This window comes from Arthrobacter sp. ZGTC131, assembly GCF_002929275.1.
Classification (GTDB): domain Bacteria; phylum Actinomycetota; class Actinomycetes; order Actinomycetales; family Micrococcaceae; genus Arthrobacter.
On record NZ_PJIK01000010.1, the window covers coordinates 100,977 to 126,983 of the forward strand.

The following is a 26,007-nucleotide window of genomic DNA, read 5'->3' on the forward strand; positions in this document are numbered from 1 at the left end:
GCCGCCCACGCCTCCGGAGGTAGCGTTAGGCATGGACTCACCACTCGCAGGAAAAGTCGCCCTGGTCGCCGGCGCCACGCGCGGGGCCGGGCGAGGCACCGCGGTGGCGCTTGGCGAAGCAGGCGCCACCGTCTACTGCACGGGTCGCACCACGCGGGACCGCAGGTCCGCCTACAACCGTGCCGAAACCATCGAGGAAACCGCCGAGATGGTGACCTCCGTGGGCGGGGAGGGCATCCCTGCCGCCGTCGACCATCTCAATGCCGCCGAAGTGGCAGAACTGATCCGCCGGATTGACGCCGAGCGCGGGCGCCTGGACATCTTGGTCAACGATGTGTGGGGCGGCGAGAACCTCGTCGAATGGAACACCCCGCTCTGGGAACACAACCTCGATGCCGGACTGAAAATGCTTCACGGCGCCGTGGACACGCATCTAGTCACCAGCCATTTCGCGCTCCCCCTGCTCATCCGGCGGCCCGGCGGGCTCGTGGTGGAGATGACGGACGGGACCCGGGAGTACAACACGGCGCACTACCGCCTGTCGGCGTTTTACGACCTGGCAAAGTCCGCCGTCCTCCGCCTCGCCTTCAGCCAGGCCGAGGAGCTGAAGCCGTTCGGATGCACGGCGCTGGCCCTGACGCCCGGCTGGATGCGCTCGGAAATGATGCTGGAACACTACGGCGTGACGGAAGCGAACTGGCGCGACGGTGCGGCAGTAAACCCGCATTTCGCCGCGATCTCGGAAAGCCCGCGCTTCGTCGGCCGCGCCGTCGCCGCGCTGGCGGCGGACCCGGAACTGCATCTCCGCAGCGGCGGTTCGTTCTCCTCCGGCGGACTGGCCCGCGAGTACGGCTTCACCGATGTTGACGGCTCGCAGCCGGACTGCTGGCGGTACCTGGCCGAGGTTCAGGACCCCGGCCTTCCCGCCGATCCCGCCGGTTACCGCTGACGGCCGGCCGCCGCCGGTTACCGCTGACAGCCGGCCGCCGAACAGTCTGAAATTGAAGACACCAAGACCCCGTGAGACTCATCACGTGTGTCCCTGAAATGGTCTGCTGGTAAGCGATCCCCCTCCCAAAGACGAGAAGGTATTCGTATGCAGCAAGCACCAGACGCCATTAGGACGGCACCCGCAGCCGCCATAGGGACGGCACGCACCACGGTGGAAACCGTCCTCAACCGCGGACTCAACGTCCGGCACATCCGCTTCATGGCGCTGGGCTCGGCCATCGGCACCGGGCTGTTCTACGGTTCCGCGTCCGCGATCCAGAAGGCCGGGCCCGCCGTGCTGTTCGCCTACATGATCGGCGGCGCCGCGGTGTTCATGGTGATGCGGGCGCTGGGCGAAATGGCGGTTCGGCACCCGGTGTCGGGCTCCTTCGGGCAGTATGCCAGCCGCTATCTCGGCCCGCTGGCGGGCTTCGTGACCGGCTGGACCTACGTCTTCGAGATGGCGATCGTCGCCATTGCCGATGTCACCGCGTTCAGCATCTACATGGGCTTCTGGTTTCCTGCCGTGGAGCGCTGGATCTGGGTCCTGGCCATCATCTTCCTGCTCGCAGCGCTGAACCTGCTGAGCGTGAAGGTGTTCGGCGAACTTGAGTTCTGGTTCACCCTGGTCAAGGTCATGGCCATCATCGCGATGATCGCCGGCGGCGCGGCAATCCTGGCGTTCGGGTTCCAGGCCGGCGGGTCCACCGTCTCCCCGGGCCTGGGCAATTTCGTGGAGCATGGCGGGCTGTTCCCCAACGGCTTCGAGGGCCTCCTGGCCGCGTTCGCCGTGGTGATGTTCGCATTCGGCGGGATCGAAACCATCGGCATCACCGCCGGCGAGGCAGCCGACCCCAAGAAGGTCATTCCGCAGGCAGTCAACACCGTGCCGGTCCGTGTGCTGCTGTTCTACGTCCTGACCCTCGGCGTGCTCATGAGCCTGTTCCCGTGGAACGAGATCGGCAGCAACGGCAGCCCGTTCGTACAGATCTTCAGCGGCCTCGGCATCCCGGCCGCACCGCACATCCTCAACGCCGTGGTGATCACCGCCGCGCTCTCCGCGATCAACAGCGACATCTTCGGCGCCGGCCGCATCCTGTTCGGCCTGGCCCGGCAGGGACACGCCCCGGAGAGCTTCGGCCGGGTTTCGCGGCACGGCGTGCCCTGGATGACGGTGGTGATGATGGCAGGAATCCTCCTCGTGGGCGTCGTCCTGAATGCCGTCATCCCCGAAGACGTCTTCCTGCTGATCGCCTCGATTGCCACGTTCGCCACGGTATGGGTGTGGGTCATGATCCTGGCCTCCCATGTGGCAATGAAGCGTGAGATCTCCCGAAAGGGCCTGCCGGCGTCGGAATTCCCGTCCCCCTGGTGGCCGGCTGCCTCAGTCCTGACCATCATCTTCATGGCCCTGGTAATCGCGGTCCTCGGCATTTTCGAGGACACGCGCATTGCGCTCTACGTTGGCGCGGTCTGGCTAGGCCTGCTGGTCCTCGCCTACCGCCTCTGGGTCAAGGGGAACGGACGACGGCGGGCCCATCTTGAGGACGAAACCTCACCGCTGCCGGTGGTCCAGGGCTGACCGCGAGGGACCGCCGGGGAGCGCCGTCGGCCCCCGCGGTCAGCCGGAATATCCGCACGGGGCAAACGACGTCCGAGTATCCTCCTGGGCCGAAAGTGAGTACTTCAGGGCCTGTTACGCGAGGGGCTCCTGTGATAAATGGGGTAGACGTTACTCGTGTGACGGGTGTGATTATTACCTACAGTTGACTCCACGGTGCAAGCCGGATGCGGGGAACCCTCTCCGCTCTCAGATGTTCCGGATCCGCACCGCCAGTGAACCGACGATTGGTCACGCTGTGAAGGAGTGGTCCCCGATGCTGAAACTCACTGCCGGAGCGCCGGCTGACAGAATTCGAACCGGCCGGCTGTCCGGCCTCCTAAGCCAGGCCGTGAAGCGTGCACGCACGGCTGCGGTGCCTTTCAAACTAGGCGACGTCGTGGTGGGCGATGATCCCTTCAGCGGCAGGCACGAAGGCACCGTGGTGGTCAAGGACGGTTACTGGATCGGCCTACGGTCCTCGGGCCGGATGTACTTCTACGACTACCGGCAGCTGAGGCGGCCGGACTAGGCCCGGCTTCGCGGCATCAGCTCAGTCCACCCCACCACAGCGGAGGAGCCCAGCCCATGTCAATCGCCAATTTACACACGGCCTACCTCACCATCGCCGAAGTTGCAGCAGCCTTGCGCCTCTCCCGAATGACCGTTTACCGCATGGTCAGGGCAGGCACGTTGGTGGCAGACCGCTTCGGCAAGTCCTACCGGGTCCCGGAGTCGGCTGTCGAGGAGTACATCCGGCGGGCCGGCAGCCTGGCCACCGGTCCGAAAACGCACCCGGACCACGTTCCGGGCACCGATTCAGCCACCTAACCGGGCGCCGGCCCGGACACCGTTCCGGAGCCCGGTCCGGAGCCCGGTCCAGACCGCGGGCAGGGCTGAGACCAGGGGTGGCACGGAGTGTGGCCGGCCCCGGGTGCCGGCGTTACCATCAGGCATGGTGCCTTTGACCAACCTGCTGGCCTTCGCCCTCGTCTCCGCGTTGCTCATCGCCGTCCCCGGCCCGAGCGTTCTGTTTGTCATCGGACGGTCCCTGGCTTTGGGAAGGCGGGGTGGCCTTCTCAGCGTGGCGGGCAACGCCGTGGGCGAACTGCTGCAGATCGCGGCAGTGGCGCTGGGCGTCGGCGTGGTGCTGGCACAGTCGGTGCTGCTGTTCACTGTGGTGAAGTTCGCCGGAGCTGCCTACCTCATCTACCTGGGCATCCAGGCGATCCGGCAACGCAAGGGGCATTCGGCGGCGCGGGACGTGTCGCCCTCCGCCTCCACGCTGCGCATTCTCCGGGAAGGGTTCCTCGTAGGAGCCACCAACCCGAAGTCCGTGGTGTTCTTCGTGGCCGTTCTCCCCCAGTTCGTGGACCACGCCGCCGGGGCCATTCCGCTCCAGCTCGCCGTGCTCGGGGCCACGTTCCTGGCAATCGCCCTGGTCTCGGACAGCGTCTGGGCCCTCGCCGCGGGCACGGCACGTCAATGGTTCGCCCGCTCGCCCCGCCGGATCTCGGCGGTCAGCACCACCGGCGGCGTCATGATGATCGGTCTGGGCGGCACCCTCGCCTTGACGGGCACCAAGAACTAGCCTGTTTCGACAGGCTCAACCGGCAAGCTAGCGAGCCGACCAGCCGCCGTCCATGGTGTAGCTGGCTCCGGTGACCATGCCGGCGTCGTTGGAGGCCAGAAACGCCACCAGCGCGGCGACCTCCTCGGGCTCCACCAGCCGCTTGACTGCGGACTCTGTCAGCATGACCTTTGCCAGTACCTCCGACTCCGGGATGCCATGAACGCGCGCCTGGTCCACGATCTGCTTTTCCACGAGGGGCGTCCGCACATACCCGGGATTGATGCAGTTCGACGTGACTCCGTGCTCGCCGCCCTCCAGTGCCGTGACCTTGCTCAGGCCTTCGAGTCCGTGCTTCGCGGAAACGTAGGCGCTCTTGAACGGGGAGGCACGGATGCCGTGCACGGACGAGACGTTGATGATCCGGCCGAAGCCGTTGGCGTACATATGCGGCAGCGCCGCCCGGATCAGCAGGAACGGCGCCTCAAGCATGAGCGCGAGAATCCTGCGGAAGGCTTCCGGTTCGAAGTCCTCAATGGGGCTGACCCGCTGGATCCCGGCGTTGTTGACCAGGATGTCGCAGTCCAGGCTCAGCGCCGCCAACGCGTCGACGTCCAGGAGGTCCACCGCCCAGGCCGTGCCGCCCACCTCATCGGCGAGTGCGGCCGCGCCTGCTTCGTCCACGTCCGCCACCACCACCTTGGCTCCCCGGGCAGCGAGTTCGCGCACGCAGGCCGCGCCGATCCCGCTGGCACCGCCGGTTACCACTGCCTTGCGGCCGTTCAGAGTCTTCTCCACGCCAGACCGCCTATCGGGTTGTGTGACGCCGGGCCGGAGCCGTCGCCGAGTCTGCGGCCGGGCACTGCACGGCCTGCAAGGATGGGTTCGCATTCATGGTTGGCTCCTCAAAGTGTCCACGCTGACACGTGCTGCGTGTTCCAGCACTTCCGATCCTCCTGAGTATTGCTGCAGAAAGAATGCGGTTCAATAGCCAATCCGGCACTTGATTCGTGCAAAATTGCAGATATGGATGCCAACCCGGATGACCTGCTGGTTCTGCTCGCCGTCTCGCGCTCGGCAAAATTCACGACGGCCGCGCAGGTTTTGGGACTCAACCACACCACGGTCTCGCGCCGGATTGCCGCGCTGGAGAAGGCTCTCGGCGGGCGCGTCCTCTCCCGGGCGGCCGGCGCCTGGGAGCTGACCGAACTCGGCGCGCAGGCCGTGCTGGTTGCGGAACAGGTGGAATCTGCGGTGCGCGCGCTGGGACCGTCCGGCCGGCCGCCGGACCCGATCACCGGCGTCGTTCGCATGACCGCAACCGACGGCTTCAGCGCCTACATTGCGGCGCCGGCGGTGGCGCGGCTGAGGCGGAACCATCCCGGGCTCAGCGTGGAGATCGTCACTGTCACACGGCGGGCCCTGCAGCAGCGCTCCGGGCTGGATATCGAGGTGGTGGTGGGCGAGCCGCAGGTACACCGGGCCGAGGCGTTCCGGCTGGGCGAGTATGTCCTCGGCATGTATGCCTCCCGGGCGTATCTGGAGGAGAACGGCACGCCGGACTCAGTGGAATCCCTGAGCACGCATCCGCTGGTGTACTTCGTGGACTCCATGCTGCAGGTGGACGACCTCGACGCTCCGCGGCGCCTGGTGCCGGCGATGAAGGACGGCGTGAGCTCCACCAATGTGTTCGTCCATGTGGAAGCAACGCGGGCCGGCGCCGGCATAGGATTCCTGCCGTGCTTCGTGGCAGACAGGCACGATGATCTGGTGCGCCTGCTGCCCGGGGACATCGCCGAACGGCTCCCCTACTGGATGGTGTTGCGGCCCGACTCGATGCGCCGGCCAGCTGTCTCGGCGGTTGTCCAGGCCGTGCAGGAACAGACTGCGGCCCACCGGGCGTGGCTGCTGGGGCACGGCGGCAGATCAACTGCTGCTCCGTAACTGCCCTTCTGCGGCGGCCGCAAAACGGCAGTTACGTAGCCGCTAAGGCGCAGCCGGCGCAAGCTCCGGGTCGTGGCGCACGCGCGCGCCGGCGGCGAAGGCACGAACCTTCGCGTCATTCCAAATGTGCGCGGGTACGGCCCCGCCCAGGAGCCGGCGCGCCAGCCCGGGATCGTCGTCGAACGGCTTGTCGCTGCCGGCCATCACCATGTTGCCGTACCGGCGCCCCTTCAGCATGGCGGGATCCGCGATGATCACGGTGTGCTCAAAGGCCGCCACGATGGTGGCGGCGTCCTCGCGGGCGTTTTTCAGGTCCGGGCCGTCCCCGGAATTCACCACGTAGATGCCGCCCGGGGCCAGCACGCGCCGCACGTGCGCGTTGAATTCCCCCGTGGTCAGGGGACGCGGCGTCAGGGCCCCGGCGAAGACGTCGCGGATAATGAAATCGCGGGTCTGCGGGGTCAGGGTCTCGGTCACGGCCCGGGCCTCACCCACGCGGAGCCGCAGCAGCGGAGCCTTGGGGAGATCGAACCACCCGCGGACGTATTCGGCGAGCTTGCCGTCCAGTTCAACCACCACCTGCCGCGCCTCCGGGTACGCCGCATGGAAGTAACGGGCAAGGGAACAGGCCCCGCCGCCAAGGTGCAGCCCGCGCACTTTTGGCCGGGAGTCCCTGGGCCAGCGCGACTCGATCAGCGCCGCCATCCACCGCATGTACTCGAACTCGAGGAACAGCGGATCGGCGAGGTCAATGTGCGAGCTCATGACACCGTTGATGCGCAGGAGCCAGCCCGTGGAGTTGTCCTGGTCCGCGATGAGTTCACAGTCGCCGGTGTCGATGTAGTAGACGCCTTCAACGGGTCCGTCCGGGCGGGTGCCCTTGGGCAGGTCCACTACTCCGGGAACAGAATCGCCCGTCCTTCTTCCCGACTTTCCGCGCCGTGCCATCAGTTTTCCGCCGCTTCCGTCATGCTTCAACCCTAGTTGAGCCGGGCGATCCCGCCGGCCTCGATCCCGACGGACTCGATCAGCCGGGGACGGTCCTATCAGCGGGGCCCGCTATGCCTCAGAAACGGATGCGCCTTCGCCGTTGCGGATGCGCTGGACCATGGCGGTGGTGGATCGCTCCGCCACGTAGTCGAGGATGGAAACCCGGCCGCCGTAGGCCTCCACCGCCTCGGTTTCCGCGAGCATCTCGGGCGTGTAGTCGCCGCCCTTGGCGTAGACCTCTGGCCGCAGCTGCTCAATCAGCGGAATGGGCGTCGGGGTATCGAACACGGTGACGTAGTCCACGCAGCTCAGGGCCGCGATTACGGCCGCCCGGTCCGCCACGCCGTTGATTGGCCGGCCGGGTCCCTTGAGCTTTCGCACCGAGTCGTCGCTGTTGAGTGCCACCACCAGGACGTCGCCCAGCTGCTTGGCCTGGTTCAGGTAGCGGGTGTGTCCCCGGTGCAGCACGTCGAAACATCCGTTGGTGAGGACCACGCGCTGCCCGTCGCTTCGGTGCGCGCGCAGGTGGCGCTCCAGCTCGTCGGCGGTCAGGGCGGTGTCGGCGAAGCTCTCAAGGTAGCGCCCCAGTTCGTCAGTGCCGCACACGGACGTGCCGGGATGGTGGACCACCACATCGGCGGCGGCCTGGGCCAGGTCCAGGCTCGCCGTCAGCGGGAGCGAGGCTGCGCGGGCCAGGGTCAGTGCGGCAACAAAAGTGTCCCCGGCTCCTGAGGCCTGCTTCTCGGTCACCGGCCTTGCCCACGTCCGGTGCGAACTGCCGGTGGCCGGAATCAGGACTGTCCCGTCCCGGTCCAGGGTGACCACGACGGCTCGCGCCCCCGTTGACTGCAGCAGCTGACGCCCGTGCTCGGTAACCACGGCGGCGCGCTCGGGACCGGCGGGCAGCCTGAGGTCCAGTAGCCGGGCTGCCTCCTGCGCATTGGGGGTCACCAGATCCGGCTCCAGCCCGGCCCAGGGACGGGGGTCGTGGGCATCCACCACCACGAGCGTTTCCGGTGCGCGCCGGCCCAAACAGTCGATGAGGCGGCGGCGCACCGGCTCGGCCAGCACGCCGGTTCCGTAGTCACAGATCACCACTGCGGCCTGATGTTCGACGGCGGCAGGCACCGCAGCGGCCAGCGCCTCCAGCGCGCCGCCGGGGATTTCGCCCGCGGAGTCGTCGAAGCGCAACAGGACCTGGCCGCCGCTGCTGATCCTGATCTTCGTGGTGGTCGTCATGTCCTGGTGCTCGCAGAGCAGGCCGGTGTCCACCCCAGCGGCCAGGAGCTGCCGCTTCAGTTCCCCGCCGGCGTCATCCCGGCCAATGATCCCGGCGACTCTCACCCGGGCGCCCAGGGCGGCCAGGTTCATGGCCGTGTTCGCCGCGCCACCGGGGGCAAAAACACGGTGTTCGATGTCCACCACAGGAGCAGGCGCCTCGCGGCACATCCTGTCGATCGAACCGCTCCACCAGCCGTCAAGCATGAAATCGCCCACTACAGTGATGGCCGGGCTTTCCTCTGCGAGCCGCCGCGGAAGCCACGCGGCAAGTCCCCGCTGCTCGGAAAGGTCCGGCAGGCCGTCTCCGGCAACGCCGCCGCTCACGATTCAGGCGCTTCCGCCGCGGTGATCCCCAGTGCCGGGGCGGCCTGGCCGGGTACCGTCATTGCCGGCGGAGCCGCGACGTGCACCACCTTCACCTGCGTAAATTCGTCCAGGAGTTCCGGACCGTAGCCGAAGCCGTGACCGCTGTCGCCGCGCGGCTGGGCTGAACCGCCCGGCGCCCCGCCGAACACCTCATTGACCTTAACGGTGCCTACCGGCAGGGCGGCGATGGCCTGCTGAGCGTGCGCGATGCGCCCGGTCAGGACGGTCGCGGCCAGCCCGTAGCGGCCCGCGGCGGCGAGGCTTAGCCCCTGCTCGAAGCTCTCCACCACCCGGACCGGAGCCACGGGCCCGAACGTTTCCTCGGCCATGACGTCCATGCTGTCGGTGCATTCGAGGAGCACGGTGGCCGGATAGAAGGCCCCGGGACCGTCCGGGACTGCCCCGCCTTCGGCCGCCGTCGCGCCTAACCGGAGGGCCTCCGCCACGTGCCGGTGCACGGCTTCGCGCATACTGATATCCACCAGCGGTGCCAGCATGCCCTCCCGGTTGCGGCTCCGTGCCTGCTCAACCAGGGCCTCGCAAAACTGGTCTGCTATGGCCCGGTGGACGTAGATCCGCTCCACCGACGTGCAGATCTGTCCGCTGTTACTGAAGGCACCGATCGCCGCCTGTTCGGCGGCCCATCCGGGATCGACGTCGTCATCCACGAGCAGCGGATCGTTACCGCCGTTTTCCCTGATGACGTGCGCGCCCGTGAGAACGGCGGCGCGGGCAATGCGCGAGCCGGCGTCACTGGACCCTACGTGCGCAAAAACGTCTACGGCAGCCTGCTGCGTGAGGAGGGTACCGACGTCGGCCCCTCCGGTCAGGGTCAGCAGCACGTTGGGCGGAAAAACAGCGGACAGCACTTCACCCAACCGCTTCCCCACGTGGGGGCAGCGCTCGCTGGGTTTGTGGACCGCGGCGTTGCCGGTGACAAGGGCGGCACCGATGAGTCCGCAGGCTACGGCGACCGGATCATTCCAGGGAGTCAGCAGCACGGCCACGCCGCGGGGCTCGGCCACTGTGTAATCGGCCGCCAGAATACTACCGCGGAGGCTGTGGCCGCGGTGCACCGGTCCGAGTTCGGCATACTGTTCCAAGGTGGAGACACCGGCGGCAATCCCGGCGAGGGCTTCTCCGGTTGGGCGGCCGGTTTCCCGCGAGTTGAGTTCCGCCAGCTCCGCCGCGGCCCCGTCCAGCGCGCCGGCTGCGGCGCGGAGCAGCCTTCCGCGCTCTGCAGGCGGCGTGGCTGCCCAGCCGGGCTGTGCGGCGCGGGCTGCGTCCAGTGCAGCAGCGACGTCCCCGGGCCGAGCGCCGGGCAGGCTGCCGACGGTTGCCCCCGTGCGGGGGTCCCGGATGGTGAGTTCGTCCTGCGCAGTGGCCATGATGGTCGATCGCATGGGGCTCCTCGCTGTGGGTTGCTGGTTCATGGATCCGGTTCCCGGGTACGCCGTCCTCTGACGTCATCCGTACCCTGCCCCGGCGGATTTACACGCCGCCGCCTGAGGAGTTTTCAGCGCTGGCGACGGGCGCCGGGGCGCCGTATGGTGGCATCAGGGACCATCCCCGCAGGCGTTGGTCCGCCCGGAAAGAGCCGAAGGGGCTGACGCCATGGGACACCTCAACGCCGACTTTGGCGGAGCACACATGACCGGGTACGGAGTCGGCCCCGTGCTGGAGGAATTCAGCGAAGTCGCGCGGATCGCCGTGCTCCGCGGCGGCGGGCTGGGCGATCTGATGTACGCCTTCCCCGCGGTTTCGGCGCTGAAGGCGGCTTATCCGGAGTCCGGCGTGACGCTGCTGGGCACTCCGATTCACGCCGAACTGCTTGCGCAGGTTGAGAGCCCGGTGGACGAAACTGTCATTCTTCCGTTCGCGGAGGGTGTGCGGCCCGGGGCCGTGGATCAAGAGAAATTGGACGAATTTTTCGCCGCAATGCGCGCCCGGAATTTCGATCTCGCCGTCCAGCTGCACGGCGGCGGCCGCTACTCCAACCCTTTCCTTCTCCGCCTTGGTGCGCAGCACACCGTGGGCGCCGGAACGCCGGATGCCGCCCGGCTGGAGCGCACCGTGCCCTACGTGTATTACCAGCATGAGCCGCTGCGGGCGCTCGAGGTGGCGGGTTATGCCGGCGCGCCGCCGGTGGACCTGGAGGCCAGGCTGCGTCCCCGGCCGGAGTTCGAGAGGCAGCTGGCCGTTAGCCTGGCGGGTGACACGCGCAAGGTGCTGGTCATCCACCCGGGCGCAACCGATCCCCGCCGGCGCTGGCCGGCCGAGCGCTTCGCCGCCGTGGCGAGGAGCGCTGCCGACGACGGCTTCCGGGTTCTGGTGGTCGGTGACCAGAGCGAAAGGGAGCTGGCGGAAACGGTGGTGGAACTCGCCGTCGGGCGTGTCCCGGCCGGAACGGGCACGGCGCGGGGCAGCCGTTTCGCCGACGACGACGCTCCGCAGGTTGCGTCGCTGGCCGGGAAGCTCAGCCTGGGCGAGCTTGCCGGGTTGCTCGCAGGCTGCAGCGTGGTGGTGGCCAACGACAGCGGCCCCCGGCACGTAGCCCAGGCCCTGGGGACGCCGACCGTGGGCATCTTCTGGGCGGGCAATGCCATGCACGCCGCGCCGCTGGGCCGCAGCCTGCACCGGATCCACCTGGGCTGGGCCACGCACTGCCCCGTCTGCGGGATCGACATCACCCAGGTGGGGTGGACGGCGCCGCGGTGCCGGCACGATGTCTCCTCTGTGGAGGCCGTGTCCGCGGACGCCGTCTACGAGGACGTCCTTCAACTCACGGCCATGACCCCTCGTCCTCGTGGCAGATGAGCATTTCGCGTATTTCGCATCCGGCTGGCTGGGACAGCACGAACAGGATGGCCTGGGCCACGTTGGCCGGATCGTTCAGGCGGGAATCGTCCTGCGGTTTGTATTGCTCGGCGCGGTCGTCGAAGAAGCGAGTCTTCATTCCGCCGGGGATCATGGTGGTCACGCCGATCTCCCCTCCCGTCTCGGCGGCAAGGGAATGGCTGAATCCCACCACCCCGAACTTGGACGCGCAGTACGCGCTGGCCTCGGGCAGCGCCCTCTTGCCCAGCGTGGAGGCGATGGTGACAACCCTGCCCCTGGATTCCTTCAGGTAGGGCAGCGCCGCACGCACTACTGACACGGTGCCGAGGAGGTTGACGCCAATGACCCGTTCCCATTCGTCGGCGGCCACGTCCTCGAGCTTTCCGCAGCGGTCGATCCCGGCGGCGGTGACCACTGCGTCCAGGCCGCCGAGCGTTTCGGCGGCCTGCTGCACGGCCTCACTCACCGCGGCCCGGTCCGAAACGTCAACCTCGAATGCCTTCGCCGCCGCGACATTACGGATGTCCCGGTCCAGCACCACCGGGGTTCCGCCCGCCTTCAGGACAGCGTCGACGACGGCAGCGCCCAGGCCTGATGCTCCGCCGGTGACAAGCACCCGGCCGGGCACGAAATCGGTGTGGTTCATGGTGTTCCTTTCAGAGGGGACGATTTCAGGATTCGTTTGGTTCGTGTGGTTCGCTTCGGGCGCCAGGGCCGCGAAGCATGGACGGCGGTTTAGACGCCTTCCGGCTCGGCCAGCAGCCAGGCGCCTGAGTTCTCAGCTCACCTTGGCCAGCGCATCGGCCAGTAGGGACGTGGAGCGGGCCTGGTGGTACGGCACCGTCACGCAGCGCCCGCCCCAGCTCGCGACAAGCTCCGCTTCGGGCAGCTGTGCCCCGCTGTAGTCTCCGCCCTTGACCCACACTGCGGGGCGCAGCACGTCGAGGCAGGCCTGCGGGGTGTCCTCAGCGAAGACCAAGACGGCATCCACGCATTCGAGGGCCAAAAGGAGCTCAGCCCTGTCCTGCTGGCTCACGATGGGCCTGGACTCTCCCTTGATCCGGTGGACCGATTCGTCCGAGTTCAGGCACACGATCAGGCAGTCGCCGAGGTCCCGGGCCGCCGCCAGCGTGCGGGCATGGCCGGCATGCAGCAGGTCGAAGCAGCCGCCGGTTGCCACCACGGTGCCGCCGTTGGCCTGCACTCTCCGGGCCAGCTCCAGGGCGTCTTCGTCCCGCCGGTGGCGCCGCACGGGACGGTGCCGGCTTGTAAGATTCCCGCCCGCAAGGTTCCGATCGGAAGGGTGCAGATCGGAAGCGTAACTGTCGGGCAGTGCGGCCACTCCCCCGGCGCCGAGGAAGCGGGCCGCTTCCTGGATGGCCAGTTCCGCGGCGTCGTCGAGACTGCGTCCTTCGGCCAGGAGTACGGCAAGGCTCGCCGCCAGCCTGTCTCCCGCACCGCATGGATCGACGACGTCGGCCGGCGGCGCCGGGATGATCCGCGGCGGGCCGTTCCGCGTCCCCATCAGCAGCCCTCCCCGCTCCCCCATGGTCACCAGTACGGCCTTGCTCCCCCAGCGTTCCAGGAGGATGCCGCCAGCCTCGGCGACTTCAGCAGGCGTGACCGCACGGCATCCGGCCGCTTGGGACGCTTCGGCGAGGTTCGGGGTAGCCACCGCTACCCCGGGCACCGGCTCGGCACCGGAGGGGTGCGGATCCCATACGATCGGAATGTCATCGGTAAGGGCTGCGAGGAGGGCCCGGAGCTCCAGATTGGCGGCCAGGCCGCGGCCATAATCGGCCACAACGATCGCATCGGAGTCCTCGACGGCCCTCAACATGGCCACCGTGACACCAGGCACTTCCGGCCGGCCGCAGGCCTCGTCCACCCGGAGCAGCGGATGGCGCCCTGCCCGGATGCGGGTCTTCACCGGTGTGCCTGCACCCGTTGGTCCGGCCACCACCCTCAACCCGGCGAGCGCTTCCTCCAACTGAAGTGATGCGTCGTCGTCGGACAGAACGGTCACGAGCGTGACGCGGTGCCCGTCCTGGGCGAGCATCCGGGCCACCAGGCCGGCGCCGCCTGCCCGTCGTCGGGTAGTCCCGATATCCACCACCGGCACGGGCGCGTCCGGGGACAACCGCGTTGCTTCGCCGGTGAGGTCCACGTCCAGCAGCACGTCCCCCACTACCGTGATCCGCATCAGCAGCCGCCCTCCGAACCGTCCACCGGCTGGCCGCGGCGCGCGACCTCCGCCTCGAATGCGCGGCACATGGCGTGCAGGGCAATGAGGTGGCCTTCCTGCGCATTGGCTGAAACCGCGTCGATTGCCACGGCCTCGTCGCAGCACAAGGCCAGCGGATTCGGCGCCGGACCCGTGAGCGCCCACGTGGTGACATTGAGCCGAGAAGCGGCCTCCACGGCGCGGAGCAGGTTGGGGCTCTGGCCGCTCGTGGACAGCAGCATCAGGATGTCGCCGGACCTCCCGTGCGCGCGGACCTGCCGGGCGAACACTTCGGCGTATCCGTAGTCGTTGGCGATGGCCGTTACGGCCGAACTCTCCGCGTGCAGCGAGATGGCCGAAAAAGGCACCCGTTCGCCGTCGAACCTGCCCACCAGCTCGGCTGTCAGGTGCTGGGCCTCGGCAGCCGAGCCGCCGTTTCCGGCAGCCAGCAGCCGCTGCCCGCTGAGCAGCCGCTGCGCCAGCTCCACACCCCATGCGGCCAGGCGGTCCGCCTGGCTTTCGAGCGACCGAAGGACAGGCAGGACGTTTTCCAAGTGCACCCTGACGGCCTCCCGCGAGCCGACGGGGACGTCCGTGCCGGTGCCGGTGCCCGTGCCGGTGCCGGTGCCGGTGCCGGTGCCGGTGCCGGTGCCGGTGCCGGTGCCGGTGCCGGTGCCGGTGCCGGTGCCGGGATCATGCTGCCCTGGCGGCCCGAATACCGCTGGCGCACCGGCGTTCACGGATCGCAAGGGAAGGAGCTCGGCTTCGCGTAAGGACCACTCCGTCGTCACAGCGCCGCTCCTTCCATCGGTTCCAGGTTGGCGGCGCCCGCCGTTCCAGCGATGGCCAGCCGGTATGCCGTTTCGGTTTCCTCGGCCACCCGGTTCCAGGAATACCGGGCCCGGGCCCGTCTCTCCCCGGCCCGGCCCAGCTCGGTGCGGAGCCGGGGGCTCGCAAAAAGCGCAGCCAGCGCTCCTGCTATGGCTTCGGGGTTCCTGGGCGGCACGTGCAGTCCTGTTCCGCGGTCCACGACACTGTCTGTCAGCCCGCCCACCGCGGCGGCGACCACCGGGATTCCGCAGGCCATGGCTTCCAGCGGAACAATGCCGAAAGGCTCGTACCAGGGCGTGCACGCCACCGCGTCTGCGCTCCTGAAGATGCCCGGCATGGCGTCCCTGGGGACCTGCCCGCGCAGCTCCACCTGGTCAGCGACGCCCAGGCTGCGGGCAAGCTCGAGCAACCTGCGGGCCTCGGGATCCGGGCCTCCGGCGGCGCCGCCGCCCACAATGAGAAGCTCGACGTCGGCGAACCCCGCCTCCTTCAGATGCGGCAGGGACCGGATCACCAAATCCACCCCCTTGCGCGGAACCAGCCTGCCCACCGAGAGGACGCGGTGCGCCCGGGGCTTGGCGTCGGCCGGGCCCTCGCTGGTGAAAAGCTCCAGGTCAACGCCGCAGGGGGCGATGGAGACGGTGCGCGTGTCAATGCCCATGGCTTTGAGTTCGAAGACCTCATCGGAGCAGGTGGCAATGATGCGGTCTGCGGCCCGGCCCAGGGATGGTTCCAGGAAGCGGCGTTCGGGCGGGCTCGTGTCATCGGCACCCTGATGCCGGCGTTTGACGGTGCCCAGCGCGTGGAACGTCTGCACCACGGGCACCGTGGAACCGGCCGGCCTGCGGCGCGCAGCGTCCAGCGCGGCGATGCCCGACATCCAGAAATGTGCGTGGACCACATCCGGCGGCGCCGCCGCCCAGTCCTCCGCCATCCCGTCTGCGAGCGCGCCCATGAAGGGCAGCAGTTCGTCCTTGGGCACATAGTCGGCCGGACCGGCGTCGACGTGGACCACCTCCAGCCCGGGCTGCACGCGAACCCGTGCGGGCAGGTCCGGCGCATCCCGTCGCGTGTATACCGTGACGCGGTGCCCCCGCCGGGCCAGCGCGCCGGACAGCGCCGCCACGTGGACGTTCTGGCCGCCCGCGTCCACTCCGCCGAGCGCGGCCAGCGGGCTGGCATGTTCTGAAATCATGGAAATCCTCACGTGGCATTCCTCTCTCGCGCCGGGGCAGGGACCACCGGTCCTGGCCTTTCCAAAGATCCGTGCCGTGCCCGGCTCCCCAGCCCTGCCAGCAGTTCGTCCCAGTCCGCCAGGAAGCGGTCAAGTCCGTAGCGTTCCAGCGCCGCCTCGCGCGCGGCTTTGCCCCGCCGGCGGGCCTCCTCCGGGTCGTTGACGAGCAAGGTGGCGCACCGGAGAAGTTCCTCGACACTGGTTGAGATGCCGCCCGCCTCCGCCGGGACTGCCCGCGCCGCTTCCGTGGTGGCCAGGGCAAGTACGGGCATGCCCAGGTGCATCGCCTCCAGCAGCGCCAGGCCCAGCGACGTCCAGCGCAGCGGATGCAGGTATACCCGGCAACGGGCCAGCTCACGGTGCAGCTCTGCGGTCGGGAGGTCTCCCCGGACCCTGAGCCGCGGCGACGGGATGCCGCTGCTGGCCGGCAGTCCGCCGCCGCCCATTCCGAAGACCTGGAGCGGTGCCGCTGCCGCGAACCGGGGCAACAGGTCGGTGCCGGTCACGCGTCCGCGCCGGACGGGTTCGTTCACCACCACGCCCAGCTCCGCGAGTTCACCGGTGTAGAGGCAGCCGGGGTCCGCGATGCCGTGCTCGATAACGGTGGTGGGGGCCCTGCCGCTGTCCCAGAAGAGTTCGTTGAAGTGCGTCACGTGGACAATCGGTATCTCCCGTTGCTCCGCGAGCGGATGCAGGGTGAACGGGACGTCCCCCTTGGGCGTGTTGTGTTCCACGAAGACGGCCGGCAGGTCGACGCCGGGCCGCCGCCGCAGGACGCGTCTCACCTCGCCTGCCTCCTCGGGGCGCTGGAGGACGACGGCGTCAATGCTGTCCGCGTCCAGCTCCGCCAGCGCCACCTCCCGCACTGACGCGGGCCAGTTCCTGCCGGCCCGGCCAAGGCCCCACGTGCCTCCTTCGGGTAAGACGGGCAGCAGGTATTCGTGCCTGCCGCGGACGAACGCGTCCGTCCATGACCCGTGGACGTGCCAGAGGAGAATTCTCATTGCCAACGAACCTTTCTCCGGGTGCTGAGCGAGGACACTCCGCTCAGCAGGCGTTCGACCGCTTCAACGACGTGCTCCGGGGCAACCGAGCCCAGGCACGGATGCCCGGGTACAGGGCATTCCCGTGCCCGGCTCAGCCTGCAGGGCGCGTTCTGGTCGCCGAGCAGTTCCAGCGGAACGCCGTACGGCGCCCAACGGATGGCCGGCACAACAGGCGCGAACAGGCTCACCACAGGGGTTCCGACGGCGGCGGCAAGGTGCGCGGGCCCGGTGTTTCCGGCGACCACGACCTCGGCATTGGCCAGGACTCCGGCGAGGACACTCAGGCTGGTACGTCCGCCCAGATCAATCGCTGACGGACCGGCCACCGTGGCGGTGAGCTGCTCCTCGCCCGGACCGCCGGTCACCACCACCCGGTGGCCGGCCCCTTCGAGCAGTTCCACGGCCGCCGCATGATGGAAGGGCGGCCAGGCCCGCGCCGGGACTGTTGCGCCCGGGTGGACCACCACGTAGGGGCTGCTCCCCACCAGGTGCCTTACGTCCGGCGGCTCCTTCACCATCAGCTTGCCGTCGTCGCCCGGCTTCGAATCGAAGCCGGCGGCCTGGGCGATGGCCAGGGCACGCACCGGCTCGGGCTGGTCCTCGGGGAAGTCCTCTCCCGGTCTCAGCCGGACGTCGAGCAGCGATCCGGCGTAGTCCGTCGAGGCCCCCGTGATGCGCTCCACGCCGGCCAGTCGAAGCAGAAGCGCCAGCGGAAGCGGCGACTGATGGAAGGAGGTGAGGATGACGGCTTCGGTGATCCTGGAATTGCGGACGTAGCTGACCAGTGCGTCCGAGTGAGGGCCAGTCAGGCTCGGGGCGGGATTGCTGATCCACGGGGCGTCCCACGCGAAAACATCGGCGACCTGGGGCAGCAGCAAAGCCGCAGACTTTCCCTGCGGTCCGCAGAGCACGACGACGTCGTTGGGGCTGGCGCCGTCGGCCCGCCTGCCGTGGGCCACCGCCCGGACGGCGGGTCCAGCCAGCAGGACGTCGCCCACGCTGTCCAGCCGTGCCACCAGCACCCGGCTCATAGCGGATCCGCCAGCAGCATTGCGACGGCGTGCGCGAGATCCTGGGCGACCTCCGGGGCCGCCGCGACTTCCTCGGCCCTGGTAAGCGGCGTGGGGACCAGGACACCGCGGGCTCCGGCAGCCCGGGCTGCCTCGATGTCGCTGCCGATGTCGCCGATGAACGCCGCCTCCGTGGGGTCGATACCCAGCCGCCTGCAGGCGCTGCGGATCATCCCGGGGGCGGGCTTTCGGCAGGAGCAGCCGTCCTCGGCGGCGTGCGGGCAGACTTCCCAGACATCAAAGGGGCCCAGCAGCTCCTCCACCCTCGCGTTGACGCTTTCGACTTGCCGGCCTGTCAGGATGCCCCGGGCGATGCCCGACTGGTTGCTGAGCACGCCAGTTGCCAGGCCGCGGCTGCGGACGTCGTCGAGCACCTTCCGCGCCGCCGGGAACGGCTGCACCTTCCGGGGATCGCCGTTGTAGGGCACGTCCACGACCAAGGTCCCGTCCCGGTCGAACAGCACAGCCTTGAGTGAGGAAGCGTTGCCTGCCATACCCCCTCCGTTCCCCGCCCGGCCGGGCCCTAAACAACCTGCGGGCCTCTTCTTCGGACTAGACTCCTCGGCAGGCGGCCATCCCGGGCCGACGGCGGTGAAGGAGGCCACACGGTGGACGCGTCGAACGGCGGCCCCGACAGGCCGGTCCTGCTGGTCTTGCGGGCACTGATGCTGGGCGATCTGCTGGTCGCCGTGCCGGCGCTCCGTGCGCTGCGGCGGGCCTACCCCGGCCACCGCCTGGTGTACGCGGCACCGGCCTGGCTGGAGGAGGCCCTGGAACTTGTGGGCGGGTACGAACTGCTGCCCACGCCCGGACTGGATGCCCCGATTCCTGCTGGCCCCGGCCGGGTTGACGTCGCCGTGAACCTCCACGGCAGCGGGCCCGAGAGCGAGGCGCGGCTCGCGGCACTGGAGGCCGGCACGGTTATCGGACACCGGACCGTGGCCATGCCGGGGCCGCGCTGGATTGACGGGATCCACGAACGCGAGCGGTGGACCCGGCTGCTCCAGTGGCACGGCATTGAAGCCGACTCCGGCGACTACAGGCTCCTCCCCCCGGCCGTGGCCAGCCCCCGCCCGGGCGCGACGGTGATGCATGTGGGCGCGGCGTACGGCAGTCGGCTGTGGCCCGCAGAACGCTTCGCCGGCGTGGCCAGAAAGCTGGCCGCCGAGGGCCACAAAATAGTCCTCACCGGCAGCGCCGCGGAGCGGCCCCGGGCCGTGGAGGTGGCACGCCGGGCAGGACTCGGTGAGGAAGGCGTTTTGGCCGGAAACCTTCGGCTGTCCGAGTTCGCGGCCTGCATTGCCGAAGCCGGGCTGGTGATCTCTGCGGACACCGGTGCGGCCCATCTTGCCTCCGCCTACTCGCGGCCATCGGTGGTGTTGTTCGGCCCCGCGCCGGTTGGGGCCTGGGGTCCGCCGCCTGGCCCGCATGTTGTACTTACCGATGCGCGTGCCCGCCTGGGTGATACGTTCGCGGCCACACCCGACCCCGCGTTGCTCGCAGTGACGGTGCACGACGTGCTTGCAGCGGTGCGCGGGCTGCCGCCGGCCTGATCTTCCTCCGCCAGCAGCCGGCGCTGCAGCCGCACAAGAATGCGAGCCAGCCGCCGCGACACCTGCATCTGGGAGATCCCGAACCGCCTGCCGAGATCAGCCTGGGTCTCCTCCTTGAAATACCGCCGGTACAGCATCTCGCGGTCGACAGGATCAAGCTCCTGGATCGCCTCGTTCAGGCAGACCAGGTCTTCCAGGCGCTCGATCGGCGAATCGGGCGAGACCAAGGCTTCCGCCATCGACGGGCCGCCCCACGGATCGGTGGTGTCCAGCGAATCCGGATGCATGCTGCTGGCCGCAGCATGGGCCTCCCGGATGTCGTCCGCGCTGACGCCGAGTTCGTGTGCCAGTTCCTGGGTTGAAGGGACGCGGCCCAGCGCCTGGGTAAGGTCCGGGACGGTGCGAAGCAATTGCGTCCGCACGTCCTGCACGCGCCGCGGAGGCCGCACGGTCCAGCAGCGGTCCCGCAGGAATCGTTTGAGTTCCCCGTTGATGGTCGGAGCGGCGTAGGCCGGAAAGCTCTCGCCTTTTTCCTTGTCAAAACCACGGGCAGCCTTAACCAGTCCCAGGTACGCGACCTGGACCAGGTCGGAACGCTCCCTGCCGCGCGTCGCGAATCGTGCAGCGAGCGACTCGGCAAGGTCGAGGTAGTTCAGCACCAGCTGGTTCTGGAAGGCGTCATGGAGGCGGCCCGCCTGCGGGGCCGGGCGCCGGTCGCGACTCCGGGGGGACCTGCGGCCGGCGTCGTGGTACTGGTGATCCGCGTTCTGCACCGGACTCACGGTCACAGCTATAAAGGGAGGATTCTCTGGCATTGTCGGGGATTCCTTCGCCTGGATCGCTAGAAAGCCTTCGGCAAGACTTAGGAGAAGAAAATCATAAGTGTACTTATAAAACAATGACTCCCAGAGATAGGCTCGAATCAAAGCACCCACCGCCCTGGCATCCACCGGGACCGGACGAAGCCGTGTTCCAGCGCAAACAGACAGAGGTTTCAGCATGCGAATCGTCATTACCGGAGCAAGCGGAAATGCAGGCACCGCCCTGCTCCGCAGGCTGCAGAGCGAGGCCGCGCTGCGGCCCGGCGGACTGGATCTGGTGGGCGTGAGCCGCCGGACACCGGATGCCGCGAAAGCGCCGTACTCCGGCGTCGAATGGCATGCCGTTGACGTGGGCCAAAACGGTCAGTCCGGAAGTCTTTCGAGGGCCTTCGCGGGAGCCGACGCCGTGGTGCACCTGGCGTGGCAGATCCAGCCCAACCGGGACCTGGCAGTGCTTCGCCGCACGAACGTGACCGGGACGGCAAATGTCCTGGCGGCAGCGCGGGAAGCCGGGGTGGGGCATGTGGTGTGCGCTTCGTCCGTAGGCGCCTACAGCAAGTCGCCCAAGGACCGCCCGGTCGACGAATCGTGGCCCACCGGAGGCATTATCGGTTCACATTACAGCCGGCATAAAGCCGAGCAGGAGCTGCTTCTGGACCGCTTCGCAGCGGAGAATCCTTCGATCACGGTGGCACGCCTGCGGCCGGGACTGATCTTTCAGCGTGACGCCGGCAGCGAGATCGGCAGGTACTTTCTCGGCTTGGTCCACCCCAGCTTCGTGCCAGGCCGCCCCATTCTGCCCGTTCTGCCTATCCCGCAGGAGCTGATCTTCCAGGCCGTGCATGCCGACGACGTCGCAGACGCCTACTGGCGGGTCCTTGAGCGGCGGGCGGGCGGAGCCTTCAACGTGGCAGCTGAACCCGTCATCACGCCGCAGAACCTGGCCTGGCTATTCCACGCCAAGAGAATGCTCCCGATCCCGCTGCGGCTGCTCCGCAGCGTGGTCGATGTCAGCTGGCGCCTTCGGCTGCAGCAAACGGACGCTGGCTGGGTGGAGATGGCGGCGGGCGCGCCGATCATGGACACGGGGCGCAGCCGCCGCGAACTGGGCTGGGAACCACGGACGTCGTCCTTGGACGCCATCCGGGAGGTGCTGGAGGGCATGGGAAAGGGCGCCGGCGTCGAGGCCTCTCCCCCACTCAAGCCCCGGCGCATCCTAGGCGTGTTCACCCGCCGGAGCTAGCTGCCGCGGGTGGACACGTCCGTCACGTGCCCATCGAACCGAACGTCCGGCGGGACCGCTACTCCCGCGGGTTGGTCCGCCGGGTGTCCGTGTCGGTGCGAGGATCCTGGCCAGCGTCACGCCGAGCGTCAGCATCGCGGCGCGTGTCAGCGTCAGGGTCACGCCGCGCGTCCGCGTCAGCGTCAGCCCGCGGGCCGCGGTCCGTATCCACGTCGGGGTCGAGGGCATTCGCCTTGTGGAGGTGCTTCTCGGAGTCAGTCCGGAAGTCCTGCGCCTCCGACTGCCGCTGTTCGGCCTCCTGGCGGAGCCGTGCTGCCTCAACCTGAGCCTTCTCTGCGTCAGCTTTGGCCCGCATGGCCCTGGCTTCATTCTCACGGGCCTGCAGGTCCGATTCCTCAGCCTTGCTGCGGATTTCGGCCGCGTGCTGACGGTTCTGCTCATCGCGCTTCTGCCGGAAAGCCTCCCTGCGCTTGCGGCTCATGAGCAGAACAATCAGTGCGACGGCGATGATTGCAACGACGATCCAAACCCAGGTAGTTGTGTCCACCGTGGATCCACCTCTCTCAATATCCAGCACGGGCCGGCCTTGTGCGCCTGCGGCGTGTTTCAGCCTCATGCGCGACCGATTGAACTAGCGGCAGTCGTGGTACTTACAATCTAATAGTAATCATGCTTACTATTTTAGGGCCAGAAGTGCTGGTTGCGATCAGCGGCCCACCTTCTTCGAGAGAGAGCGGCGATGAAAGACGACCAATGGCCTCCGGAGGGCAGCCCCTCAGCGGACGAGGCAAGCGATGACGCCGCGTCAGGAAGCTTCAAACCCGCGGCCGGCACAGCCGTGCCGCCGCCGCCGATAGAGCTGCCGGGCCCTGACGCCACGACCGCCGGATTCACCGGCGAGGCGGCAAACACTACGGCGGGCGCTGCTCCCGGCGCTCCGGCCGGCGAGCCTCCCCATGTCCGTAACCCCCTGGAGTCCAACCAGCTGGCGGAAAGCCCCGCTGCCGGCTCCCGGTTGGCGGACGATCCGCTCGCCGGCAAGCAGCCGGCCGACGACCCCCTGGGCAGCGATCCGCTCACCCTCGACCGCAGGAACGCCTCGCGCCCGCCCAGAAAATGACCCGCACAGTGAATGACCCGCACGGTGAATAACGCCGCAACGCGGCCCGCGCGTGATCGAAAGGATGGTCTCATGGCCACGAACGAAGCCCCGGACACCAGCACGGCCAAGGCGGACACAGCGCCCGCCCCGGATGACGAACGCAAGCCCGACAGCCCCACGGACGTCAGCAAACTGTCTTGGAAGTACATCGCCCGCAAGACCCTCCGCGAGTTCACCTCGGACCAGTGCCCGGACCTCGCTGCGAGCCTTACCTATTACGGTGTCCTCTCGCTGTTCCCGGCATTGCTCGCGCTGGTTTCGCTGCTGGGAATCTTTGGCCAGCCGGAAAAGACGACGGCGGCCCTCCTCGAGATCGTTCAGGGCATCGCGCCCGGTTCCACCGTGGACATGATCCGCCAGCCAGTCGAGGAGCTCACGACGTCCCCGGCCGCCGGCTTCGCCCTGATCATCGGCCTCGCTACGGCTCTCTGGTCCGCTTCGGGCTACGTGGGCGCGTTCGGCCGGGCCATGAACCGGATCTACGAAACCGATGAAGGCCGAGGCTTCGTCAAGCTCAGGGGGACCATGCTGGGCGTCACGCTGCTTGCCGTGGTCATCGTGGCGCTCCTGGCGGCGATGCTGGTGATCAGCGGCCCGGTCGCTGAAGCCGTTGGCGGCGTCCTGGGACTCGGCGGCGTGTTCCTGACAGTCTGGAATATTGCTAAGTGGCCGGTCATCGTCCTGCTGGTCATCGTGATCATCGCCGTCCTCTACTACGCCACTCCCAACGTCAGGCAGCCCAAGCTCCGGTGGATGAGCATGGGCTCCCTCATTGCCCTGGTGGCCTTCGTGATTGCCTCCCTCGGGTTCGGGTTCTACGTGGCCAACTTCAGCAGCTACGACAAGACCTACGGTGCGATCGGCGGCGTGATTGTGATGCTGCTGTGGCTCTGGATCCTTAACATGTCGCTCCTGTTTGGTGCGGAGTTTGACGCTGAGATGGAGCGCGGTAGGCAGCTGCAGGCGGGCATCGAGGCGGAGGAGACCATTCAGCTGCCGCCCCGCGACACCAAGAAGAGCGACAAGCTCCAGGAGAAGGAAGAGGAAGACATCCGGCACGGGCGCGAACTGCGCGAGAAGTTCAGCTCTGAAGACAAAGTCACAGACAGGGACGGCAAGAACGGCAGCCGCGAAGACAAGTCCCGGGAGCCTGGCGGCCGGTCAGCCGGGCGCGACAGCCGCTGATTCGACCGCGGCCTCCGCGCCCAGCGTCCGCTGGTAGGCTCCGAAGCGGTGTGGCGCCCGCGCGGAGGTCCGCCCCGAGGTCATGACGCGGGTGGTGTCGGTGGCCATCACCGCGTACCCGCGCCTCCGCAGCCGGCCCACCAGGACCCTGTCCTCGGAGGAGGGGATTTTCCGAAAGCCTCCGGCGATCCGGTATGCGGACGCCCTGACACCGGATCCAGCGGCAGTTCGCCCAGGATGGCCAGTCCGGCCGTCTGCCAGGCAGCTTCGTCCGTGCCGGCGTCAGTGTGCGAAAAGCTCACCACTCGTGCTCGCCCTTGAGCGTGAGGGCGCCGAGCTGCGCGTCGTCCCGCAGGGCATGGTGCTGCCGGACGTACAGCGACAGGTCCGCCATGCACTTGCCATACCGCTCGTCGAACGCCAGCGGCCCGGGTCCCAGGTTCTGGCTCACCAGAAGCTGGACGCGCTCGACGGCGGCTGCAACAGTCCCGCGGACACGGAGCGCTTCGCTCCACGCACCGGAGCTCCGGCTGCCGCCCGATTCTTGCCTCGATTCCGCTTGCCCCAGCAGCCCGTCGTCGACTAACTCGGCAGTCCGGGCAAGATACTGGATGGTGGCAGTGAGGATCCGGTCCACTTCGCCGAGGCTCGCGAGCGCCACCTGGTCAGGGTCGCGCTGGGCCTGTGCACCCCTAAGCAAAGCGGCCTTGAAGTGCCGGCCCAGCGCCACCGCGCCACCCAGCCAGCACGCAGCCACCCCCATGCCGCCCCAGGCGAAGCCCGGGCGCTGGAAGTACCAGCCCTCCGCGCCCAGGGGCACGGCCGGAACGCGGTCGAAGTGGACGGTTCCGCTGGGTATCTCCCGCAGGCCCCGGCTAGTCCACTCCGGGTCCACGCATGTCACCCCGGCGTCTCTGAGGTCCACGGCGAAGGCGGCCCGGCCGCCCGCTTGCGTATGTGCCGTCACAACGGCGTGGTCCACGAATTGCGCCAGCGAGCACCACGGCTTGGACCCGCTGAGGCGCACCTCGCCGGGCTGTTCGACTTCAGGCTGCCCGGGCTGTTCGCCGGATGGGGGCTCGGCCGCAAGGCGCGTGCCCGGCGCTTCGGCGGCAAAGACGCCCCACGTACCGGTGAAAGCGTCAGCAGCCCCGGCCTGGGACAGGATGGCCCCGGCGTCCAGATGGGGTTCCAGGATGCGGCCCGCCGCCACGTCAACCGCAGCAACGGAGGCCAACAGTTCCCAGAGACGGCCTGTCTGGCCTTCTCCCGGTTTGGGTGCGAACCGGCCCGCCTGGTGGGCTGCGGCCAGGAGCGAGGGGACGTCGCCCACGGCAGCCGCCATCGCCTCCAGGGTGGTGTCCAGCTGCACCAGCTGCTCCGGGGACGAAGTGATGCGAACCGCCTGCCACGGGCGGTGCGGCGGCGTCATGCAAAGCTCGCTGACAAAGTGCGTGGCCTGATCATTAGTCCGCTCAGGCTTCCGCCGGCGCTGTCACCGACGCCGACGGTGCCATGACCTCCGCGTTCACCATCCAGGCCAGCTGCTCCAGCCGCGTGATGGCGGCATGAAGCAGGTCAGCGCTGGTGGGGTCTTCTTCGTCCACGTCGTCGTGGACGTCCCTCAGGGTCTTGACCGTTTCCTGCAGCCTGGCCGTGATGAGCTTGACCGTGTCCTTCGTCGAGGTCAGCCCGGCCGGGAACTGCTCTAGCCTGGTGCCGCCCGAAACCGTGGAGCTTCGGCCGTCCGGGAGTGCGTGGAGTGCGCGCATGCGTTCCGCCGTCCGGTCGGCAAGCAGCCGGGCACTGGCGATGATCTCATCCAGCTGCAGGTGCAGATCGCGGAAGTTCGTTCCCACGAGGTTCCAGTGCGCCTGCTTCCCCTGGATATGCAGCTCGACCAGGTCAGTGAGAACCTTTTGAAGGTTGCTGGCCAACGACTCGGATGCTTTCATCTCTTCCTCCGCTGCAGTATGTCCGGGACCAGCCGGCTTCGGCCGGGAACATCATTCCAAGCATACTTAGCTTCCATGCCGCAGGCGGCGCCTGATCGGTGGTT

25 protein-coding genes and 1 pseudogene are annotated in these 26,007 nt (G+C 68.4%); 11 read left to right on the plus strand and 15 right to left on the minus strand.

All coding sequences use genetic code 11. From position 1 onward, the window contains the following. Positions 1 to 31 precede the first annotated feature (31 nt). From CXQ90_RS13705 to CXQ90_RS13725, 5 genes are all read left to right on the plus strand, one after another. Entirely contained in the window at positions 32 to 949 is a 918-nt protein-coding gene (locus tag CXQ90_RS13705) for an SDR family oxidoreductase (RefSeq protein WP_104139881.1), read from the plus strand. Positions 950 to 1,096: 147 nt separating this feature from the next. After that, positions 1,097 to 2,572, plus strand: coding sequence for an amino acid permease (locus CXQ90_RS13710; RefSeq protein WP_181038561.1), 1,476 nt, complete (start codon positions 1,097 to 1,099; stop codon positions 2,570 to 2,572). Positions 2,573 to 2,867: 295 nt separating this feature from the next. After that, positions 2,868 to 3,122 carry a hypothetical protein gene (locus CXQ90_RS13715; protein WP_146068895.1) on the plus strand — a complete coding sequence of 85 codons (255 nt, stop codon included), beginning with the start codon at positions 2,868 to 2,870 and terminating at the stop codon, positions 3,120 to 3,122. 56 nt (positions 3,123 to 3,178) lie between these two features. After that, positions 3,179 to 3,421: a helix-turn-helix domain-containing protein gene (locus tag CXQ90_RS13720; RefSeq protein WP_104139884.1), complete on the plus strand. Its 243-nt coding sequence runs from the start codon at positions 3,179 to 3,181 to the stop codon at positions 3,419 to 3,421. Positions 3,422 to 3,545: 124 nt separating this feature from the next. Continuing rightward, positions 3,546 to 4,181, plus strand: a complete 636-nt coding sequence (locus CXQ90_RS13725; protein WP_104139886.1) for a LysE family translocator — start codon at positions 3,546 to 3,548, stop codon at positions 4,179 to 4,181. Positions 4,182 to 4,208: 27 nt separating this feature from the next. Here the strand turns inward: CXQ90_RS13725 and CXQ90_RS13730 are convergent, their stop codons facing one another. Next, complete coding sequence (locus CXQ90_RS13730) at positions 4,209 to 4,958, minus strand: 3-hydroxybutyrate dehydrogenase (RefSeq protein ID WP_104139887.1); 750 nt, start codon at positions 4,956 to 4,958, stop codon at positions 4,209 to 4,211. 228 nt (positions 4,959 to 5,186) lie between these two features. On the opposite strand from CXQ90_RS13730, the gene CXQ90_RS13735 reads away from it, so the two are divergent. After that, positions 5,187 to 6,104 (plus strand): LysR family transcriptional regulator, encoded by a 918-nt coding sequence (locus CXQ90_RS13735; protein ID WP_104139889.1) that lies wholly within the window; start codon positions 5,187 to 5,189, stop codon positions 6,102 to 6,104. A gap of 42 nt (positions 6,105 to 6,146) precedes the next feature. Here CXQ90_RS13735 and CXQ90_RS13740 read toward each other — a convergent pair whose 3' ends face one another. From CXQ90_RS13740 to CXQ90_RS13750, 3 genes are all read right to left on the minus strand, one after another. Beyond that, positions 6,147 to 7,052 carry a spermidine synthase gene (locus tag CXQ90_RS13740; RefSeq protein WP_104139890.1) on the minus strand — a complete coding sequence of 302 codons (906 nt, stop codon included), beginning with the start codon at positions 7,050 to 7,052 and terminating at the stop codon, positions 6,147 to 6,149. 111 nt (positions 7,053 to 7,163) lie between these two features. Beyond that, complete coding sequence (gene rfaE2, locus CXQ90_RS13745) at positions 7,164 to 8,699, minus strand: D-glycero-beta-D-manno-heptose 1-phosphate adenylyltransferase (RefSeq protein ID WP_258064534.1); 1,536 nt, start codon at positions 8,697 to 8,699, stop codon at positions 7,164 to 7,166. Next, the gene (locus tag CXQ90_RS13750) at positions 8,696 to 10,144 is read right to left on the minus strand and encodes an aldehyde dehydrogenase (RefSeq protein WP_104139892.1); all 1,449 of its coding nucleotides are present in this window, start codon (positions 10,142 to 10,144) and stop codon (positions 8,696 to 8,698) included. Before CXQ90_RS13750 ends, rfaE2 begins: the two co-directional genes overlap by 4 nt. Before the next feature lie 211 nt (positions 10,145 to 10,355). Between CXQ90_RS13750 and CXQ90_RS13755 the strand changes: the two genes are divergently transcribed. Beyond that, positions 10,356 to 11,558, plus strand: coding sequence for a glycosyltransferase family 9 protein (locus CXQ90_RS13755; RefSeq protein ID WP_104139893.1), 1,203 nt, complete (start codon positions 10,356 to 10,358; stop codon positions 11,556 to 11,558). On the opposite strand, the gene CXQ90_RS13760 is transcribed toward CXQ90_RS13755, so the two are convergent. From CXQ90_RS13760 to CXQ90_RS13795, 7 genes are all read right to left on the minus strand, one after another. Further along, complete coding sequence (locus CXQ90_RS13760; RefSeq protein ID WP_104139895.1) at positions 11,524 to 12,225, minus strand: SDR family oxidoreductase; 702 nt, start codon at positions 12,223 to 12,225, stop codon at positions 11,524 to 11,526. The genes CXQ90_RS13755 and CXQ90_RS13760 overlap by 35 nt on opposite strands. Positions 12,226 to 12,357: 132 nt before the next feature. Next, the gene (locus CXQ90_RS13765; RefSeq protein WP_104139896.1) at positions 12,358 to 13,782 is read right to left on the minus strand and encodes a PfkB family carbohydrate kinase; all 1,425 of its coding nucleotides are present in this window, start codon (positions 13,780 to 13,782) and stop codon (positions 12,358 to 12,360) included. Then, positions 13,782 to 14,363, minus strand: coding sequence for an SIS domain-containing protein (locus tag CXQ90_RS13770; protein ID WP_104139898.1), 582 nt, complete (start codon positions 14,361 to 14,363; stop codon positions 13,782 to 13,784). The genes CXQ90_RS13765 and CXQ90_RS13770 overlap by 1 nt, the downstream gene beginning before the upstream one ends. A 227-nt stretch (positions 14,364 to 14,590) precedes the next feature. Continuing rightward, positions 14,591 to 15,841, minus strand: a complete 1,251-nt coding sequence (locus tag CXQ90_RS13780; protein WP_104139900.1) for a glycosyltransferase — start codon at positions 15,839 to 15,841, stop codon at positions 14,591 to 14,593. Continuing rightward, positions 15,838 to 16,872 carry a glycosyltransferase gene (locus tag CXQ90_RS13785; protein ID WP_104139901.1) on the minus strand — a complete coding sequence of 345 codons (1,035 nt, stop codon included), beginning with the start codon at positions 16,870 to 16,872 and terminating at the stop codon, positions 15,838 to 15,840. The genes CXQ90_RS13780 and CXQ90_RS13785 overlap by 4 nt, the downstream gene beginning before the upstream one ends. Next, positions 16,869 to 17,945 (minus strand): glycosyltransferase family 9 protein, encoded by a 1,077-nt coding sequence (locus tag CXQ90_RS13790; protein WP_104139903.1) that lies wholly within the window; start codon positions 17,943 to 17,945, stop codon positions 16,869 to 16,871. The genes CXQ90_RS13785 and CXQ90_RS13790 overlap by 4 nt, the downstream gene beginning before the upstream one ends. After that, complete coding sequence (locus tag CXQ90_RS13795; RefSeq protein WP_104139904.1) at positions 17,942 to 18,478, minus strand: HAD-IIIA family hydrolase; 537 nt, start codon at positions 18,476 to 18,478, stop codon at positions 17,942 to 17,944. The genes CXQ90_RS13790 and CXQ90_RS13795 overlap by 4 nt, the downstream gene beginning before the upstream one ends. 171 nt (positions 18,479 to 18,649) lie before the next feature. Here CXQ90_RS13795 and CXQ90_RS22975 point away from each other — a divergent pair, with 171 nt between their 5' ends. Then, the gene (locus CXQ90_RS22975) at positions 18,650 to 19,537 is read left to right on the plus strand and encodes a glycosyltransferase family 9 protein (protein ID WP_258064538.1); all 888 of its coding nucleotides are present in this window, start codon (positions 18,650 to 18,652) and stop codon (positions 19,535 to 19,537) included. 26 nt (positions 19,538 to 19,563) lie between these two features. Here the strand turns inward: CXQ90_RS22975 and CXQ90_RS13805 are convergent. Next, positions 19,564 to 20,550, minus strand: a pseudogene (locus tag CXQ90_RS13805) (sigma-70 family RNA polymerase sigma factor); the annotation flags it as partial. Here CXQ90_RS13805 and CXQ90_RS13810 point away from each other — a divergent pair. After that, a complete protein-coding gene (locus CXQ90_RS13810; protein ID WP_104139909.1) occupies positions 20,537 to 21,601 on the plus strand; it encodes an NAD-dependent epimerase/dehydratase family protein in 1,065 nt (354 codons plus the stop codon). The pseudogene CXQ90_RS13805 and the gene CXQ90_RS13810 sit on opposite strands and share 14 nt — an antisense overlap. 58 nt (positions 21,602 to 21,659) lie before the next feature. Here CXQ90_RS13810 and CXQ90_RS13815 read toward each other — a convergent pair whose 3' ends face one another. After that, entirely contained in the window at positions 21,660 to 22,148 is a 489-nt protein-coding gene (locus CXQ90_RS13815; RefSeq protein ID WP_104139910.1) for a hypothetical protein, read from the minus strand. 192 nt (positions 22,149 to 22,340) lie between these two features. On the opposite strand from CXQ90_RS13815, the gene CXQ90_RS13820 reads away from it, so the two are divergent. Next, complete coding sequence (locus CXQ90_RS13820; protein WP_104139912.1) at positions 22,341 to 22,721, plus strand: hypothetical protein; 381 nt, start codon at positions 22,341 to 22,343, stop codon at positions 22,719 to 22,721. A gap of 72 nt (positions 22,722 to 22,793) precedes the next feature. Continuing rightward, entirely contained in the window at positions 22,794 to 23,948 is a 1,155-nt protein-coding gene (locus CXQ90_RS13825) for a YihY/virulence factor BrkB family protein (RefSeq protein WP_104139913.1), read from the plus strand. A 298-nt stretch (positions 23,949 to 24,246) separates the two neighbouring features. On the opposite strand, the gene CXQ90_RS13835 is transcribed toward CXQ90_RS13825, so the two are convergent. Both CXQ90_RS13835 and CXQ90_RS13840 read right to left on the minus strand, forming a co-directional pair. Continuing rightward, positions 24,247 to 25,380: an acyl-CoA dehydrogenase family protein gene (locus CXQ90_RS13835; protein ID WP_104139915.1), complete on the minus strand. Its 1,134-nt coding sequence runs from the start codon at positions 25,378 to 25,380 to the stop codon at positions 24,247 to 24,249. A 43-nt stretch (positions 25,381 to 25,423) separates the two neighbouring features. Next, entirely contained in the window at positions 25,424 to 25,903 is a 480-nt protein-coding gene (locus CXQ90_RS13840; RefSeq protein WP_104139917.1) for a Dps family protein, read from the minus strand. Positions 25,904 to 26,007: the final 104 nt, after the last annotated feature.

Bases quoted from the DNA above. Each gene is read 5' to 3' on its own strand.
- CXQ90_RS13820 (WP_104139912.1), top strand. From the start codon at position 22,341: ATGAAAGACGACCAATGGCCTCCGGAGGGCAGCCCCTCAGCGGACGAG.
- CXQ90_RS22975 (WP_258064538.1), top strand. From the start codon at position 18,650: ATGCTGGGCGATCTGCTGGTCGCCGTGCCGGCGCTCCGTGCGCTGCGG.
- CXQ90_RS13750 (WP_104139892.1), bottom strand. From the start codon at position 10,144: ATGCGATCGACCATCATGGCCACTGCGCAGGACGAACTCACCATCCGG.
- CXQ90_RS13765 (WP_104139896.1), bottom strand. From the start codon at position 13,782: ATGCGGATCACGGTAGTGGGGGACGTGCTGCTGGACGTGGACCTCACC.
- CXQ90_RS13720 (WP_104139884.1), top strand. From the start codon at position 3,179: ATGTCAATCGCCAATTTACACACGGCCTACCTCACCATCGCCGAAGTT.
- CXQ90_RS13755 (WP_104139893.1), top strand. From the start codon at position 10,356: ATGGGACACCTCAACGCCGACTTTGGCGGAGCACACATGACCGGGTAC.
- CXQ90_RS13840 (WP_104139917.1), bottom strand. From the start codon at position 25,903: ATGAAAGCATCCGAGTCGTTGGCCAGCAACCTTCAAAAGGTTCTCACT.
- CXQ90_RS13795 (WP_104139904.1), bottom strand. From the start codon at position 18,478: ATGGCAGGCAACGCTTCCTCACTCAAGGCTGTGCTGTTCGACCGGGAC.
- CXQ90_RS13825 (WP_104139913.1), top strand. From the start codon at position 22,794: ATGGCCACGAACGAAGCCCCGGACACCAGCACGGCCAAGGCGGACACA.
- CXQ90_RS13715 (WP_146068895.1), top strand. From the start codon at position 2,868: ATGCTGAAACTCACTGCCGGAGCGCCGGCTGACAGAATTCGAACCGGC.
- CXQ90_RS13810 (WP_104139909.1), top strand. From the start codon at position 20,537: ATGCGAATCGTCATTACCGGAGCAAGCGGAAATGCAGGCACCGCCCTG.
- CXQ90_RS13710 (WP_181038561.1), top strand. From the start codon at position 1,097: ATGCAGCAAGCACCAGACGCCATTAGGACGGCACCCGCAGCCGCCATA.
- CXQ90_RS13725 (WP_104139886.1), top strand. From the start codon at position 3,546: ATGGTGCCTTTGACCAACCTGCTGGCCTTCGCCCTCGTCTCCGCGTTG.
- CXQ90_RS13785 (WP_104139901.1), bottom strand. From the start codon at position 16,872: ATGAGAATTCTCCTCTGGCACGTCCACGGGTCATGGACGGACGCGTTC.
- CXQ90_RS13735 (WP_104139889.1), top strand. From the start codon at position 5,187: ATGGATGCCAACCCGGATGACCTGCTGGTTCTGCTCGCCGTCTCGCGC.
- CXQ90_RS13790 (WP_104139903.1), bottom strand. From the start codon at position 17,945: ATGAGCCGGGTGCTGGTGGCACGGCTGGACAGCGTGGGCGACGTCCTG.
- CXQ90_RS13760 (WP_104139895.1), bottom strand. From the start codon at position 12,225: ATGAACCACACCGATTTCGTGCCCGGCCGGGTGCTTGTCACCGGCGGA.
- CXQ90_RS13705 (WP_104139881.1), top strand. From the start codon at position 32: ATGGACTCACCACTCGCAGGAAAAGTCGCCCTGGTCGCCGGCGCCACG.
- CXQ90_RS13835 (WP_104139915.1), bottom strand. From the start codon at position 25,380: ATGACGCCGCCGCACCGCCCGTGGCAGGCGGTTCGCATCACTTCGTCC.
- CXQ90_RS13740 (WP_104139890.1), bottom strand. From the start codon at position 7,052: ATGGCACGGCGCGGAAAGTCGGGAAGAAGGACGGGCGATTCTGTTCCC.